A 16,557-nucleotide genomic window follows, 5' to 3' on the forward strand; every position below is an offset into this window, starting at 1 on the left:
TTTCTTTTCTCTATTTGACTATATTTGAAAAAATAACCAACCAAACAAAACCAACTTTATGTCTGAAACAAAACACGAATTAAAACGTTCTCTTGGGCTAATTGACGCCACCAGTATAGTTGCCGGTTCTATGATAGGATCCGGTATTTTTGTAGTAACCGTATATATGGCGCGCGATTTAGGTTCAGCTGCGTGGATATTGGTAACTTGGCTAATCACCGGTTTGTTAACCATGTCGGCTGCATTGAGTTACGGAGAATTAGCTGGAATGATGCCTACCGCCGGAGGACAATTTGTTTACATCCAAAGAGCATACGGTAAATTGGCTTCCTTTCTTTATGGTTGGACGGTTTTTACAGTTATTCAAACCGGAGTGATTGCTGCAGTGGCTGTAACTTTTGCAAATTATGCTGCGGTTTTCTTTCCCGTTTTGCAGGATGAAATATTTCGAATAGGCGATTCTTTTGTGTTTAAAAACAGTCAGATTTTGGCGATGCTGAGTATAGTGCTGCTGACTTACATCAACACCAAAGGGGTTAAAAACGGAAAGGTAATTCAGTTGGTTTTTACTTCAGCCAAATTAATTGCGCTCTTTGCTTTAATTGGCTTCGGATTGTATATAGGTTTCAGTACGGATACTTTTTCTAATAATTTCGACAATACTTGGGAAGCCAGTAAAACAGTTTTTGATGAAACTACAAAAACGGTAACCGTCACTAAACTTACAGGAATTGCCATAGCAGGTGCTATCGGTGCTACAATTATCAACTCCTTATTTTCAAGTGATGCTTGGAACAATGTTACTTTTATTGCAGGAGAAATTAAAGACCCTAAGAAGAATATTCCGAGAAGTTTGTTTTTAGGCACTTTGATTGTTACTATAGTTTATATTTTGGCCAATATTGCCTATTTGGTCCTATTGCCATTAACCGGAACGCCTGACGGTTCGGTGGTAGAAAACGGAATTATGTTTGCTGCACAAGATAGAGTAGGTGCCGCTGCTGCCAATATGATTATGGGGAACATTGGGGTTTTTGTGATGGCCGGTTTAATTATGGTCTCCACTTTTGGTTGTAACAGCGGTTTGGTTTTGTCGGGTGGAAGATTGTTTTATGCTATGGCGAAAGACAATTTGTTCTTCAAAAAAGTAGGTGAATTAAATAAACACGATGTGCCCGAAAAAGCGCTTTGGTTCCAATGTCTATGGGCTTGTATTCTTTGTATATCAGGAAGATATGGCGACTTACTGACTTATGCGACTTTTGCTTCGCTACTGTTTTACATCCTAACTATTTACGGTATATTCATCTTAAGAAAGAAAGAACCCGATGCGGAAAGGCCTTACAAGGCTTTTGGTTATCCAATTATTCCGGCGTTGTATATTATTTTGACAGCAGCTATTTGTGTTGCTTTATTGATTTATGACACGGTCAACACAGGTTTAGGCCTAGTCATTGTGGCGCTGGGAATACCGGTCTATTATTTGTTTATGAACAAAAAAGAATAAAAAAAAGAGTCCCAATTGGGACTCTTTTTTTATTAAAAAATATTTCTTTATTGTTTCACCGGAGCGGTTTCTAACATTTCAACTTCAAAAATGATGTTGGAATTGGGCGGAATTACATTTCCGGCACCTCTTTCGCCATAACCTAATTTAGACGGAATGAATAAAATAGCTTTGTCGCCAAAGTTCATAAAGCTTAATCCTTCAATGAATCCCGGAATTAAACCGTCTTTTTTTCCGTATTGGAAAGGAAATGGTTGGTAACCATTTTGTTTGGCTCTGTTTTCATCAAACTTACCGCACTCTTTGTTAACCGCTTCATAGCTGCTGTCAAATAGCGTTCCGTCTTCTAAATAACCGGCATAATGGATAAAAACAGTGGTACCATCAGCAGGCTTTTTTCCTGTTCCGGTTTGGATGATTGTATATTTTAAACCCGAAGCTGTTTCAGTTGCGGTTGCTTTAGTTTCGCTTAAATATTTTGCTTTTGCAGCAAAAACCGGTCCGTATTTGGCTTTGTGTTCGGCTTGTCTTTGGGCTTCAGCTTCAGCTTGTTTTCTTTTGTTTTCTGCAGCAATTGCCGCTTCTTTGGCATCGTCAGTGGCTTTGTTAGCCATATAATCGGCAAAAACTTTAGGAGCATCAAATTTCTTTGCTTCACCACCTTTTCGGGTAATGGTTATGCTTTTAATCAAATCGTCTTGTTTGATAGCATTAACCACATCTTGTCCTTTGATTACATAACCAAAAACAGTGTGCTTGTTGTCTAACCAAGGTGTTTCTTTGTGTGTTATAAAGAATTGTGAACCATTGGTTTTTGGTCCGGAATTGGCCATAGAAAGTACGCCGGGACGGTTGTGTTTTAAATCGGGTGCAAACTCATCTTTGAAAGCATAACCCGGTCCGCCCGAACCATTTCCGGCAGGATCACCACCTTGAATCATAAAATCTGCAATCACACGGTGAAATTTCAATCCGTTATAAAAAGGTTTTCCTTTTAAGTTAGCATCGGCTACAGAAGCATTGGTTCCTTCGGCTAGGGCTACAAAATTGGCTACAGTTACCGGTGTTTTTTTGTACTCCAATTGTAATAGAATTTTACCTTTATCGGTATCGATTTCAGCAAAAATTCCTTCATTAGCATTTGTGGTAGCTGTTGGTGCAGCTTTTGTAGCCACCGGTTTTTTCTTGGTTTGTGCCATGCTGCTTGTCAATCCCATTACAAGCAAGCAAAAAATACTTAATTTTATTTTCATGGTTTTAATTTATTTATTGGTATTTATTTTTCTAAAAGTTCTATTTCAAAAACGATATTGGCATTAGGCGGAATTACATTTCCTGCGCCTTGTTCTCCGTACCCTAAATTAGCAGGAATAAAAAGAACTGCTTTTTCACCTAGTTTTAATTTTCCGACACCTTCAACGAAACCTGGAATCAATTGGTTTTGGCCTCCAACGTTAAAAGATATTTTGGTATAGCCGCCTTGCATTGCCCTTTGCTCATCGTATTTTCCGAATTGTTTGGCTACTTCTGTATCGCTGGTATCAAAAAGCGTTCCGTCTTCTAAATACCCGGCATAGTTAATCATTATAGTAGTTCCTGATTTCGGACTCTCCAAAGAGGAAGAATGGGTAATTTTATAGGATAAGCCTGAAGGCAATTTGTTGGCTGATTTCTTGAGTTGTTTGAAATAAGCTGCTTTTTGTTCTTTAGAAGTTTTATTCTTTTTGAAATAATCAGAAAACACTTTTACGGCATCAAACTTTTTTACATCTTCTCCTTTTCGGATGATATTTACTTCAATCATCTCGTCATTTACCGTTATAGAATCTACTACTGTCATCCCTTCAACCACGCGACCGAATACGCTGTAGCCACCATCTAATTGTGGCGTTGGTTTTTGGGTAATGTAGAATTGACAACCATTAGTGTCCGGACCTGAATTGGCCATCGCAAGTACTCCGGCTTTGTCATGTTTCAAATCACTGATTTCATTTTTAAAGATGTATCCAGGATCACCTGAACCATTGCCGTAAGGATCACCACCTTGAATCACGAATCCTTTTTCAACTCGGTGAAAAACTGTGCCGTTGTAAAATGGTTTTCCTTTTAAGTCTTCCATAACATAAGGATTGTTACCTTCGGCTAAAGACACAAAATTGGCCACAGTAATGGGCGCTTTTTTGTAGTTAAGTTCTACAATAATACTACCTTTTGGGGTGACAATTTCGGCGTATAAACCATCTTTTAAGTTTTTTTGTTCGTTTTTACATGCGCTTACCATTATGGATAAAGCCAACAGAAAAAGACCTATAGTTTTGTTCATTTTAATGTAATTAATTTTCGGTTTTTAATTTAGTTTCGGGTTTAAAATCGTTTAAAGTTACGGTGCAAATCAAAGGTTCGTTTGACCCAATTCGTTTATTATCTCCATGGTAACCATAGGCCATGTGTGACGGGAAAAGAAAAGTTACCTTCTCGTTTTTGCGCATCAGTTTAATCCCGTGACGCAATCCCATCATGATGTTTTGTTTGTCGACAGCATAGGTTTGCGGACGTAATTCCACTTCTGAATAAACCACATTGCCTTTTAAGTCTTTGATTTCGTAGTCAAAATTGGCGATATCTCCTTTTTTAGGTCGAAGTGTATCGGTTTCATTTTTGCTTTCATAATGGTACCAATAGCCTTTTTTAGAAGCAATGTATTTAATCTGCGGATTACTCTTAATGATAGAATCAATTTTAGCTTCTTCTCCTGCAATTAGTTTTTTGTTGCGTTCAATAGATTCTTTCATAAAAGTGCCCGACGAACGTGAAATAGGCATGCGAGCTTGTTGTTGTTTGCAACTTATTACAGTGACAAAGACTATCAGCAAAATAGCCATTTGGGTTATCTTTTTCATATACTAAATAGTTATTTTCGAAATTAAATTTTCAAATTTTTTGATAGTTTCTCTCATGCTTTCGTATGATTTTCCGCCGGCTGCATTGATGTGTCCACCTCCATTGAAATTGTCTCGGGCAAATTGGTTGACATCAAAACTACCTTGTGAACGGAACGAGATTTTGATGATATTCTCCTCACGGTGTTCGATAAAAATAGCCGCAAAATGTATGCCTTTAATGGTCAAACCATAATTAACTACGCCTTCTGTGTCACCTTTTTCATAATGAAATTCGTCTAATTCTTTTTGCGAGAGCGTAATGTAAGATGTTTTATATTCCGGGAACACTTTCATGTTTTGCAGTGCTCTTCCCAAAAGTTGCAAGCGATTATATGAATTATTGTCAAAAATCTGGTTGTGAATTTCACTGTTGTCAATGCCTAAATCAATTAAATCCGCCACAATTCGGTGCGTTGTTCCCGTTGTTGACGGAAATCTAAACGAACCCGAATCAGTAGTTATTCCGGTATAAAGGCAAGTGGCAATGGTTTTATCGATTAAATCCTTGTGACCCAAGAACGTAATAAAATTATAAATCATCTCACAGGTGGAACCAAAAATTGTATCCGAATAAGTATAAGTAGCGTAATTGTCAGGTTTTTGATGATGGTCAATCATAATCATCGGAACGGTTACTTTATTGAGCACTTGTTCCATTTCGCCGGTTCGGTGCAACGCATTGAAATCCAAGGTAAAAACTATTTCTGCTTCCTGAATGATTTTAGCGCAATTCACCTTGTCATTTTCATAAATCATCACCGTTTCTGAACCCGGTAACCAAGCCAAAAAATTAGGAAAGTCATTGGGTGCAATTACAGTAGGTTTGTGATTTAATTTTAGTAAAAAATGATACAAAGCCAAAGTTGAACCCATAGCGTCGCCATCGGGACTCCGGTGTGGAATTATCGCAATTTTTTTCGGCGTAGCCAATAATTGTTGGATGGCAAAAATGTCTTCTTTTATCATAGACGGCGAAGTTACATTTTTTTCAGGAATTGGAAATTATTTGGATACAAAAAGTCCGAACCAAACCGCAAAAAGTCCGAGTAAAACACTCAAACCGATATAGGCAAAAGCCAAAAGCGAATGGTTGTTCTGAAACAAATTGTAATTTTCCATGCCAAAAGCAGAAAAAGTCGTAAAACCACCACAAAATCCGGTGATTAAAAACCATTTCAGATTACTGTCGGTTAATTGATTTTTTTCTAAAATACCGATAAACAATCCAATTAAGAAACAACCTATAATATTGGCTAAAAAGGTGGCTAGCGGAAAGTGACTTGACCAAAATTTGGACACTATAACGGTAGTCAAAAAGCGTAGAACACTACCAATTGCACCTCCTAACGCTATGTAAAGAATTGTTTTTAGCATTTATCTCTTATTGTTATTGCGATTGAAATTAGGATTGATTTTTTTGGGTAAACTCGCTTCTTCGGTTTTGCTCGAAGGTTCGATTAACTTGTTCAATTGCTTGATTTCTTCCTCGGTTAAATCTCGGTAACGACCAACGTGAACATCCAATGAAATATTGATGATTCTGGTTCTTTTTAGTGCCGTAACTTCATAATCCAAATACTCACACATTCTGCGGATTTGACGGTTTAAGCCTTGCGTTAAGATGATTCGGAAAACATATTTACTGATTTGTTCCACTTTACATTTTCGGGTTACAGTGTCCAAAATCGGAATACCGTTGCTCATTCTTTCGATAAATCTGTCTGTAATCGGTCGGTCAACGGTCACTACATATTCTTTCTCGTGGTTGTTTCTTGCCCGAAGTATTTTGTTGACTATATCGCCGTCATTGGTCATAAAAATCAAACCTTCACTGGCTTTATCTAAACGTCCGATAGGAAAAATTCGTTTAGGATAATTGATGTAATCTACAATGTTGTCGCGTACACTTTGATTCGTAGTACATTCAATACCAACGGGTTTGTTGAAAGCCAAATAGACCGGTTTTTCCGTTTTTTCACGAATGAGTTTTCCATCAACGCGAATTTCATCTTCCGAAGATACTTTGGTTCCCAATTCGGGTACAATTCCGTTAATGGTAATTCGGCCTTGTTCCAATAGTTTATCGGCTTCGCGACGAGAACAAAAGCCACTTTCGGAGAGGAATTTATTGATACGGGTTTGATTAACTTCCATTGGGCAAATATAATACAATTTGAGAATAGAAATTCTTGATAAGTCCGTTGATAAATTGGTTTCAAAAAATGTAAAAAAGGTTGGTAAGTTTTAAGTTTTTCCTATTTTTACCAACATGAATATACAAGGCAAACTTATAATAATTGGCGGTGCGGTTGACAAAGGAAGTTTCACTGAAACCGATTTGGACAAAAGCGCTCCGCAGAATTTGAATTTCTTTGAAGAAGGTATTTTAAAACGCATCATCAAGGAATCTAAAAACAAAGAACAATCGAGAATAGAAGTCATTACTACGGCTTCAAAAATCCCCAGAGAAATTGGCCCCGAATATGTAAAAGCCTTCAATTATTTAGGGGCAAATAATGTAGATGTCATTCATATCGAGCGAAGAGAACAAGCTTCGGATCCGGAAGTTTTGGATAGATTGCGCGCGGCTGATGTCGTAATGTTTACCGGTGGAGACCAATTGCGTTTGACTTCGATTTTGGGCGGAACCACATTCGATGAAATTTTAATCAGCAAATACCGAAACGAAGATTTTGTTTATGCCGGAACTTCTGCCGGTGCCGCTGCAGCATCTAATAATATGATTTACCAAGGTAGTAGCCATGAAGCTTTGTTAAAAGGCGAAGTTAAAATTACTTCCGGTTTGGGATTGATTGACGATGTGGTTATTGATACGCACTTTGTGCAAAGAGGCCGAATCGGGCGTTTGTTTCAAGCAGTAGTCGGCAATCCGAAAGTATTAGGAATCGGACTTGGAGAAGATACCGGACTTTTAATTACCAATGGTCGTCAAATGGAAGCTTTAGGTTCTGGATTGGTTATTTTGGTGGACGGAAGAGAAATCAAAGACACAAATTTAACCCAAGTCGAATTGGGCCAACCTATTTCCATCAATCATTTAGTGACTCACGTAATGAGCAAAAGTGATACATTCGATTTAGATACTTTTAAAATGACGATTAAGTCTTCACAATACGTTTAAATTTTAAATATCAAATATTAGATATTAAATATGATTTCAAAACTCATATTATATCTAATATTTAAAATCTAATATCTAATATTTCGAAATGAAAATAATCATCCACGGCGGGTTTTTCTCAGAATCTTCTACCAATCACGAAACCAAAGTAGCCAAACAACAAGCGTTGTTGCGGATTACTAAGGAATCGTATGCCTATTTGCAAAACCATTCGGCTTTGGAAACAGTGGTTTATGCAGTGTCACTTTTGGAAGATGATGAACTGTTTAATGCCGGAATTGGTTCCCAAATTCAATCCGACGGAAAAATCAGAATGAGCGCTTCTTTGATGGACGGCTCGACTCAGAAAATGAGTGGTGTGATCAATATTGAAGAAGTCAAAAACCCGGTGCAAGTCGCACAGGTTTTGTTAAATTACGATGATAAAGTTTTGGGTGGAAGTGGAGCGACTAACTTCGCACGCCAACACGGATTTGAAGAGTTTTCTACTGAAATTCCACCACGTAGGGCAGAATACGAAGCCAAATTAGCGGCCACCGGAATAGGAACTGTGGGTTGTGTTGCTTTGGATGCTGAAGGTAAAATTGCAGTCGCTACTTCTACCGGTGGAAAAGGATTTGAAATTCCGGGCAGAATCTCAGATTCAGCTACCGTGGCCGGAAATTATGCCAATGAATTCTGTGGTGTGAGTTTAACCGGAGTAGGAGAAGACATTGTCAGCGGTGCTGTGGCAGCTAAGATTGTCACTCGTGTGACAGACGGATTTACATTGGCACAAGCCTTTGAAAAAACGTTCAACGAACTCAAACCTTTCGACGGTTTTGCCGGTGCGATTGCCATTGACAACAAAGGAAATATCTTCCATCAAGATTCGCATCCGAGTATGGTTTTTGCGAGTTTTGACGGAGAGAAGGAAGAAGTTTTTCATTAATATAGAAAAATAAAAAGCCCCAAATATGGGGCTTTTGTGTGCTTCAATGTTGGGATTTAATCTTTTATTACTTTTAAGGTTAAATTATGAATGTCATTTATGATTGTCAAAAAATAAACTCCTTTGGATTGGCTACTTATATCAAGTACTTCCGTATGAAATCCATTCGATTTATTGCTTTTAAACTCACTTATTACTTGTCCTTGAATAGTTGTTAATTTGAAAGTAACGGCTGATGGATTTAGTAGATAATAGTTAAGATTGAAAAAACCATTGGTTGGGTTTGGTGAAACTAGTGGTCTTGAACTATTTAAAACAAAGCTGTTATTAGACAGGGCCGATGTTGGACATGTTACAGATTGAAGTGTATTAGCCGCCGTATTGGTTCCGATTCCTAATTGTCCTTCAAAGTTTCTCCCGGTTGACCATAAATCTAGTGTTGTCTCTAATGCTAAAGAATGAATATCTCCTGCTGAAATGCCTTGCCAAGTATTTCCGGTTCCTACTTGATTAAAGGCATTTACATTGGTGTTATTCCCAAGCCCTAATTGCCCACTACTGTTAAATCCGCTCGACCAAAGTGTATTGTCACTTTTAATAATCAATGAATCAGTATTTCCTGCCGAAATTGCAATGCAAAGTGATGGAGTTCCATCTGTGCTAAAACTGACTGCATTTGGAGAGTTGTTTGAGGTGTTTGTACCATCGCCTAATTCTCCATTGGTATTATCACCCCAAGTGTATAGGAAGTTACTATTATCAGTTGCAATGCTGTGATTGACTCCGGCTGATACTAATAACCAATTGTTTAATGTTCCTATTTGTATAGGAATTAAACTGTTAGTATTAGTGCCGTCTCCAAGTTGCCCGGAAGTATTATTACCCCATGCCCAAAGCGTTCCGGTAGTTTTAACACCCAAGGAATGTTGGTCTCCGGCATCAATTCGTAACCAGTCGTTAGCCGTTCCTACTTGAATAGGAAGATTTTGGTCGATTAGATTGTTTAATCCTAATTGTCCGGTGTTATTCCAACCCCAAGCCCATAATGTTCCATTATTTTTTATGGCTAAACTAAACCGATTTCCAGCAGAAACTTCAACCCAGTCATTAGCTGTGCCAACTTGTGTTACATTGGGTGTAGCCGAATTAAAAATACCATTTCCTAACTGACCAAACTGTCCATTTCCCCATGCCCAAAGTGTGCCGTTAGTTTTTACTGCTAAGGTATGAGCAGCTCCTGCAGAAACCGTTAACCAATCATTGGCAGTTCCAATTTGTGTGGGTAGATTTTGGTCAGCTAAGTTGGCTAATCCTAATCCGAGTCGGTTACTGTTTTGTCCCCAGCCCCATAAAGTTCCATCAGTTTTTACAGCCATACTGAAGTTTTGGCCAGCTGAGATTACTCTCCAACATCCGGCAGCGCCTTGCCCAAATAGTAGCGTGCTAAAGAGTAATAAAGTGTAAGTGAGTAGTTTTTTTTTCATAATCAGTTGTGTTGGTTAGTAGTTTAATATTTGTTTTTTTGTTTCTGAACAAAAATTACACAACTAAGTTAACTATAAAATTTATTGATTGGGGTTAATAATAAAAAAAAATCCCAACTGAAAGGTTGGGATTTTTTGTTTGTTGCGCTTTGCTTATTTTATGGCTAAAGCATTATCTATCAAGAAAGTGATATAATTTCTGTGTGCTCTAGTGCTTTCATCGATGGAAGAAGCAGTGGCCAACATTAATTTTATTTTCTTCAAAGTTTGACGGGCTGCTGCTCTTGAAATATCATCATGACGATTTCTTGGGTCATTTACATCGGCAATTTCTATTACTTCTTTTACATAATAGGTTTGTAAATATTGACGGTGCATGTTTACTTTTCCAACCAAATCTGCTTTGAAAACACCATTGGTTAAGTCGGTCATCACTTCGGCAACCGTATAAGTATTACCATATAAACTAGTATTGGAAATTCTCTGTAACGTTGTTGGGTGAAGAATGTGGCCCAAAGTAGCATCAGTTTGAATTGATTGATAAATACTATTTAATTTAGGATCTTCAGTAGAGGAGAAGAAACTAAATCCACGTCTTTGCATTTGTAAATAAGGATATAATGAAGCGTCAGCATCAAAAGCATTTGGTGATAATACATATTTATTCAGTACTTCAATCGCTCTTTTTTGTTGCGCTTTTGTAACCGGAGTAAATGGTTTTACAGTAGCATTTTGTCCCACAAAACTTCTGTCAACTAAAACACCTCCAACATATCGACTTACCACGGCAGCCATATTTCTTCTTTGCCCGTTAAGCATGTTGAATCGGTTTCTTAATTCGGCATAGCTTTCCCCGTTTTTGCTGTATTTGTCTTTTAATTTGGCCATAACATTGTTAACGATTTTAAAGCGTTCTTCCGCATTTCCAACGGCATCGCTACTCAAATCATTTACCATTACTCTTGGGTCGATCGCTTTTCCTGGTGATCTCATATCGTCAGCATCATTTCCGAAAGCCAAATTTGGATCGGTACTTCTGCTTAGAATTTTTTGCAATTCGGTTTCTTCTGATTTTTCGTCAAATTCTTTGTAACCAAATTCAATAGCCCACAAATCATAAGGACCTGGTTTTGTGGTGTAGAAATTTCCTTGTTTGGTTTTATCCAAAGAAAGATTGATAGCAGGATAATCCATTACGGAACCGATTAAACCGATTTTTTCGGTGATGGCGGTATTGTGTAAATTGGCCGGGCTCAACATTTGGCTTGACTTCATATTGTGGTTTAATCCTAAGGTGTGACCCATTTCGTGTAAAACCAAATAGTACAAAAATTCTTTGTGTGCTCTGGAAATCGTTTTTGGATCTTCTGAATTTACTTCGGCAAATGTGGCACCCATTAAAAATTGACTTTTTAATTCATTAGCCAAAGTACAAGCCGTACCATCGTTGTGGAAATGAGAGCTTAAATTATCACTTGAGCCTTCATTTTTAAACGAAAATAATTCGTCCATTGTTGGTGTGCTGCTTCCTGAATACCATTCGATAGTGATGTCAGAACCTAAAATTTGACCTGTTCTCGGATTGGCAAAGCTTGGTCCGATAGCGCCATAGCTTGGGTAAGCAGAAGAAACCCAACGAATCACATTGTAACGAACATCTCCCGCATCCCAATCGGCATCATCAGGTTGTATTTTCATTACCACAGCATTTTTGAAACCGGCTTTCTCAAAAGCTTCGTTCCATTTGTTTCCGGCTTCCATCACCGTTTGTCTGTATTCTAGAGGTGTAGTATTTTCAATCCACCAAACGATAGGCTCAACCGGTTCGCTGATTGCGGCAGTTGGTTCTTTTTTGGTCAAATACCAACGATTGATAATATCTTTGTAAGGCGTTGCTTTTACACTGGTCAAATCTGTTATGGTTTGCCCGAAATAACCGATACGAGAATCATCTCTGCGTGGTTTAAAATTATTTACCGGCATTTCGAGGAAAGTATGTTGCATGCGAACACGAACATAACGCGCATCGGTAATGTGTTCACCACCGCCATTTAAAGGAGCAGGATTGTCGTAAGCCAAATCTACCGTGACATCAGTATTGTTTGGATAAGAGCGAATGCTGTGGTATTTTGATTTAGCGGAATTAAAATTTCCTAAATTAAACACAGCTCCAGGTGGAATTCCCGGAGGCATGATTGGTTTTACCGGATCTAGTTTTTCACTTAAGAACAAACCATCTGCGGCAATTAAGTATCCAGTACTGTCTTTGGCTACAATCTTTTCGGCTAAAAAGATAGCTTCTGCGATATCAATTCCTTCCGTTTTACTAACTGGATTTTTTTTGTCATAATAGAAACTGGTGTTGACCAAACCAAATTCTATTTTATCATTGGCTTTTTTAATATTAAAAATATTGGTAGCCCTGTGCATACTTTGGTTTAAACCTAAAGTAGTTGGTCCACTCATTGAATAACTTTGGTAAATGAACTCTTTATCTAATTGGCTTTTTTTGATAAAAAGTTGGATACTACCGGTTACTGTATCTTGGTAAATTGTAAAAAGGCCTTCTGATTTTTTGCTGCTTTTTACTTTGTCGGCAATAGAATTTTTAGGTGCCTTTTTGATGGAGTCTGTTTTGACAGTGTTCTCTTTGTTGTTTTTCTTTTTACGATCTGATTTGTCTTGCGCAACAGATTGGCCTGACCAAAAAAGAATTCCCAAAGAAACCAGGAACGTAAGTCTTAGTTTGTTCATAAATTTTAATTTAATGGATTGATGTGTGTTAGAGTTTAAAACCCACCAAATTAATATATTATTTGATGTGTCAAGCAAATGTTATGATTTTTTTAACGGCTGTTCGTGAAATAAAAAAATCCCAATCTTTCGACTGGGATTTTCTATGTAAGTAAGTTAAATTGAGTTTGTACAAACGTTTATTTTACTTTTTTCACAACAGCTTTAAAAGCTTCCGGGTGATTCATTGCTAAATCAGCCAATACTTTACGGTTCAATTCGATACCGTTTTTCTTAACTAATCCCATGAATTGTGAGTAACTCATTCCTTCCAAACGAGCACCAGCGTTGATACGCGTGATCCATAGTGAACGGAAGTTTCTTTTGTTTTGCTTTCTGTCACGGTAAGCATAGCACATGGCTTTTTCTACTGCGTTTTTAGCAACTGTCCAAACGTTTTTACGACGACCAAAGAAACCTTTGGCTTGTTTCATTATCTTTTTTCTTCTTGCTCTTTTAGCAACTGAATTTACTGATCTTGGCATAATTTTCTGTTTTTTTGTAGCAGGCGTCCCGAATTGAATCAAGGGAACTTAAAGGCCATACTCCAAGGTTATTTTAAATAATTTTTTAACCTAAAGAATTTAATTTATTTTAAAAGTTTAACGACTAATTACTAGTCACTAATCACTAAATTAGATAATTCTTAATTGTTGTTTGATACTTTTCTCATCTGTTTTGTGAACCAACGCAGAGTGAGTTAAAGCCAATTTACGCTTTTTAGATTTTTTAGTCAGGATGTGACTTTTAAAAGCATGTTTTCTCTTGATTTTTCCAGAGCCAGTTACTTTGAATCGCTTCTTAGCACTGGATTTTGTTTTCATTTTAGGCATCTTTTCCTAGTTTATTTAATTTAACTTACTTACTTTTCTTTTTCGGAGCAATGAACATAATCATTCTCTTTCCTTCTAATACGGGCATGGCTTCCACTTTTCCGTATTCTTCCAAATCTTGTGCTAAACGCAACAATAAGATTTGACCTTGTTCTTTATAAATGATTGAACGTCCTTTGAAGAACACAAAAGCTTTTAATTTTGAGCCTTCTTTTAGGAACTTTTCAGCATTTTTTCTTTTAAATTCATAATCATGCTCATCAGTTTGAGGTCCGAAACGAATCTCTTTTACGGTGATTTGCGTTGACTTTGCTTTTAATTCTTTATCACGCTTTTTTTGTTGATAAATGAATTTCCCATAATCCATTAACTTACAAACAGGCGGATCCGCATTTGGAGAAATCTCTACCAAATCTACTTCTTGCTCTTCGGCGAGACGCATTGCATCGGAAAACTTAAACACTCCCGGTTCTATATTTTCTCCGACTAAACGAACTTCTGCTACACCACGGATTAAGTTATTAATTCTGTGGGCTGCTGTTTTTTCTACTCGAGGTTGGTAACCTCTGTTGTTTCTAATTGCTATGGCTTACTTATTTAAATTAAACTTCAAATGTTTTTAATGTTTTGGCAATTTCTTCATTTACAATTTTGGCAAATTCCTCAATTGTAACCGTGATATTCCCTTTTCCTTCTTGTCCGTGACGACGTACAGAAATCGTACCGTTTTTCTCTTCTTCCTCTCCAACAATCAGCATAAACGGCATTTTTTGCACTTCTGCTTCTCGGATTTTCTTTCCAATCGTCTCGTTGCGGTTGTCAATTAGGGCGCGAATTTCGTGATTTTCTAGCAATTCTAAAACTTTTTTCGCATAATTTTCATATTTCTCACTCAAAGACAAGATAATAGCTTGCTCAGGCATCAGCCAAAGTGGGAAATTTCCAGCCGTATGTTCCAGTAAAATAGCGATAAAACGTTCCATCGAACCAAAAGGCGCTCGGTGAATCATCACCGGTCGGTGTAATTTGTCATCCGCACCTTTATAAGTCAATTCAAAACGCTCTGGTAAATTGTAATCTACTTGGATGGTTCCCAATTGCCATTGTCTGCCCAAAGCATCTTTCACCATGAAATCCAGTTTCGGACCATAGAAAGCCGCTTCGCCATATTCAATCACGTAATTCAAACCTTTGTCGCTGGCCGCACTAATAATAGCACTTTCGGCTTTTTCCCAGTTTTCATCGCTTCCGATATATTTATCTCTGTTTTCTTTGTCTCTCAAAGAAACTTGAGCGGTAAAGTTTTCAAATCCTAACGAACCAAATACGTATAGTACTAGGTCGATTACATTTTTGAACTCTCTATCCAATTGATCCGGTGTACAAAAAATATGCGCATCATCCTGAGTAAATCCACGAACACGAGTTAAACCGTGCAATTCACCTGATTGCTCATAACGGTAAACCGTTCCGAATTCAGCGTAACGCTTTGGTAAATCTTTGTATGACCAAGGCTTGTTGTTGTAAATCTCACAGTGGTGCGGGCAGTTCATGGGTTTTAACAAAAACTCTTCGCCTTCCGCCGGTGTGTGAATCGGTTGGAAACTGTCAGCACCATATTTCGCATAGTGACCTGAAGTTACATATAATTCTTTTTGCCCGATATGTGGCGTTACTACTTGTTCGTAACCTGCTTTTTTCTGTGCTTTTTTCAAGAATTGCTCCAGTCTGTCTCTTAAAGCAGCTCCTTTTGGCAACCACAATGGTAAACCTTGACCCACTTTTTGAGAAAATGTAAACAAATCCAATTCTTTACCTAGCTTTCTGTGGTCACGACGTTTCGCTTCTTCCAGTAATTCTAAGTAATCGGTCAAGTCTTTTTGCTTAGGGAACGAAACTCCGTAAACACGAGTCAACTGCTTGTTTTTCTCATCACCACGCCAATAAGCACCGGCAACGCTCATGATTTTCATCGCCTTGATGATTCCGGTATTCGGAATATGACCACCACGACACAAATCAAAGAAGTTGGCATGATCACAAAACGTAATCGTTCCGTCTTCCAAATTCGAAATCAATTCGGTTTTGTATTCGTTATTTTTATAAACTTCCAAAGCTTCTGCTTTGGAAACGGCACGCATTTTAAATTCATGTTTTTCTCTCGAGATTTCCAACACACGGTCTTCAATGGCTTTAAAGTCGGCATCGGTGATTTTTTTGTCACCAAAATCAACATCATAATAAAACCCATTGTCAATCGCAGGACCAAGTGTTAACTTGATACCCGGAAATTTTTCTTCTAATACTTGCGCCATCACGTGCGAAGTTGAATGCCAAAAAGCTTTTTTGCCTTCTTTGTCATTCCATGTATATAATATAAGAGAACCGTCGGTCGTTAATGGCGTTTCTGTTTCAATGGTTGTACCATTAAAGGCTGCCGAAATCACATTTCGCGCTAATCCTTCACTGATGCTTCTCGCAACATCCATCGGAGTTGAATTCTGTCCAAACTCCTTAACCGATCCGTCAGGTAGTGTAATCTTTATCATTCCTAAAATTTTATGGACTGCAAATATAGGAGATTAACAAAACACATACAATATATATATGTATAATATGGGAAAGATTTATTAGGAGCAGAACAATAGCTGTCTTCAAGATGCGTCGTCCCGCTATCCGCGCTACATGCCTGCCTGCCGTCAGGCAGGGTAGCCAGCTCCTATCGAGGCTAAATGAGTTGGTTTTGTGTTTTCAGGAAGCCTCAAAAAGTAAAACATCGACGAATAGCGTTTGTAAAAAACGCATAATCAGCGACTTGAAAAAAACTCTAAAAAAGGGTGATTTTTATTTGGATTGGGAGAAAAATAGTTTTTATATTTGCACCCCGCAAGAGAGGAATTATTCATTGATAAACTGCAAAACGAG

15 protein-coding genes are annotated in these 16,557 nt (G+C 37.7%); 3 read left to right on the top strand and 12 right to left on the bottom strand.

Annotation, left to right across the window (positions count from 1 at the left end; genetic code table 11):
* Nucleotides 1–58: 58 nt before the first annotated feature.
* Entirely contained in the window at nucleotides 59–1,507 is a 1,449-nt protein-coding gene (locus ACK4HO_RS06605) for an APC family permease (RefSeq protein WP_409664237.1), read from the top strand.
* Nucleotides 1,508–1,554: 47 nt separating this feature from the next.
* Here ACK4HO_RS06605 and ACK4HO_RS06610 read toward each other — a convergent pair whose 3' ends face one another.
* From ACK4HO_RS06610 to rluF, 6 genes are read right to left on the bottom strand one after another with little or no spacing between them, the layout of a single operon-like run.
* A complete protein-coding gene (locus ACK4HO_RS06610; protein WP_409664238.1) occupies nucleotides 1,555–2,760 on the bottom strand; it encodes a peptidylprolyl isomerase in 1,206 nt (401 codons plus the stop codon).
* A gap of 23 nt (nucleotides 2,761–2,783) precedes the next feature.
* Complete coding sequence (locus tag ACK4HO_RS06615) at nucleotides 2,784–3,830, bottom strand: peptidylprolyl isomerase (protein ID WP_409664239.1); 1,047 nt, start codon at nucleotides 3,828–3,830, stop codon at nucleotides 2,784–2,786.
* A gap of 10 nt (nucleotides 3,831–3,840) precedes the next feature.
* Nucleotides 3,841–4,407, bottom strand: a complete 567-nt coding sequence (gene gldI, locus ACK4HO_RS06620; protein WP_409664241.1) for a gliding motility-associated peptidyl-prolyl isomerase GldI — start codon at nucleotides 4,405–4,407, stop codon at nucleotides 3,841–3,843.
* Between the two features lie 3 nt (nucleotides 4,408–4,410).
* Nucleotides 4,411–5,415, bottom strand: a complete 1,005-nt coding sequence (locus ACK4HO_RS06625) for a DHH family phosphoesterase (protein ID WP_409664242.1) — start codon at nucleotides 5,413–5,415, stop codon at nucleotides 4,411–4,413.
* A gap of 36 nt (nucleotides 5,416–5,451) precedes the next feature.
* Nucleotides 5,452–5,823: a fluoride efflux transporter CrcB gene (crcB, locus tag ACK4HO_RS06630; protein ID WP_409664244.1), complete on the bottom strand. Its 372-nt coding sequence runs from the start codon at nucleotides 5,821–5,823 to the stop codon at nucleotides 5,452–5,454.
* Nucleotides 5,824–6,603, bottom strand: a complete 780-nt coding sequence (rluF, locus tag ACK4HO_RS06635; RefSeq protein ID WP_409664246.1) for a 23S rRNA pseudouridine(2604) synthase RluF — start codon at nucleotides 6,601–6,603, stop codon at nucleotides 5,824–5,826.
* Nucleotides 6,604–6,718: 115 nt separating this feature from the next.
* Here rluF and ACK4HO_RS06640 point away from each other — a divergent pair, with 115 nt between their 5' ends.
* Complete coding sequence (locus tag ACK4HO_RS06640; RefSeq protein WP_409664248.1) at nucleotides 6,719–7,591, top strand: cyanophycinase; 873 nt, start codon at nucleotides 6,719–6,721, stop codon at nucleotides 7,589–7,591.
* Nucleotides 7,592–7,679: 88 nt separating this feature from the next.
* Nucleotides 7,680–8,522: an isoaspartyl peptidase/L-asparaginase gene (locus ACK4HO_RS06645; protein ID WP_409664250.1), complete on the top strand. Its 843-nt coding sequence runs from the start codon at nucleotides 7,680–7,682 to the stop codon at nucleotides 8,520–8,522.
* Between the two features lie 56 nt (nucleotides 8,523–8,578).
* Here the strand turns inward: ACK4HO_RS06645 and ACK4HO_RS06650 are convergent, their stop codons facing one another.
* From ACK4HO_RS06650 to thrS, 6 genes are all read right to left on the bottom strand, one after another.
* Nucleotides 8,579–10,006 carry a T9SS type A sorting domain-containing protein gene (locus ACK4HO_RS06650; protein WP_409664252.1) on the bottom strand — a complete coding sequence of 476 codons (1,428 nt, stop codon included), beginning with the start codon at nucleotides 10,004–10,006 and terminating at the stop codon, nucleotides 8,579–8,581.
* Between the two features lie 153 nt (nucleotides 10,007–10,159).
* A complete protein-coding gene (locus ACK4HO_RS06655) occupies nucleotides 10,160–12,760 on the bottom strand; it encodes a zinc-dependent metalloprotease (RefSeq protein WP_409664254.1) in 2,601 nt (866 codons plus the stop codon).
* 179 nt (nucleotides 12,761–12,939) lie between these two features.
* A complete protein-coding gene (rplT, locus tag ACK4HO_RS06660; RefSeq protein WP_121313103.1) occupies nucleotides 12,940–13,284 on the bottom strand; it encodes a 50S ribosomal protein L20 in 345 nt (114 codons plus the stop codon).
* 150 nt (nucleotides 13,285–13,434) lie between these two features.
* Nucleotides 13,435–13,632, bottom strand: a complete 198-nt coding sequence (gene rpmI, locus ACK4HO_RS06665; protein WP_011921545.1) for a 50S ribosomal protein L35 — start codon at nucleotides 13,630–13,632, stop codon at nucleotides 13,435–13,437.
* Between the two features lie 25 nt (nucleotides 13,633–13,657).
* Complete coding sequence (gene infC, locus ACK4HO_RS06670) at nucleotides 13,658–14,158, bottom strand: translation initiation factor IF-3 (protein ID WP_187660748.1); 501 nt, start codon at nucleotides 14,156–14,158, stop codon at nucleotides 13,658–13,660.
* A gap of 76 nt (nucleotides 14,159–14,234) precedes the next feature.
* Nucleotides 14,235–16,181, bottom strand: coding sequence for a threonine--tRNA ligase (thrS, locus tag ACK4HO_RS06675; RefSeq protein WP_187660591.1), 1,947 nt, complete (start codon nucleotides 16,179–16,181; stop codon nucleotides 14,235–14,237).
* Nucleotides 16,182–16,557 lie beyond the last annotated feature (376 nt).

The sequence above is a fragment of the Flavobacterium sp. genome (genome assembly GCF_046296355.1).
Taxonomy (GTDB): domain Bacteria; phylum Bacteroidota; class Bacteroidia; order Flavobacteriales; family Flavobacteriaceae; genus Flavobacterium.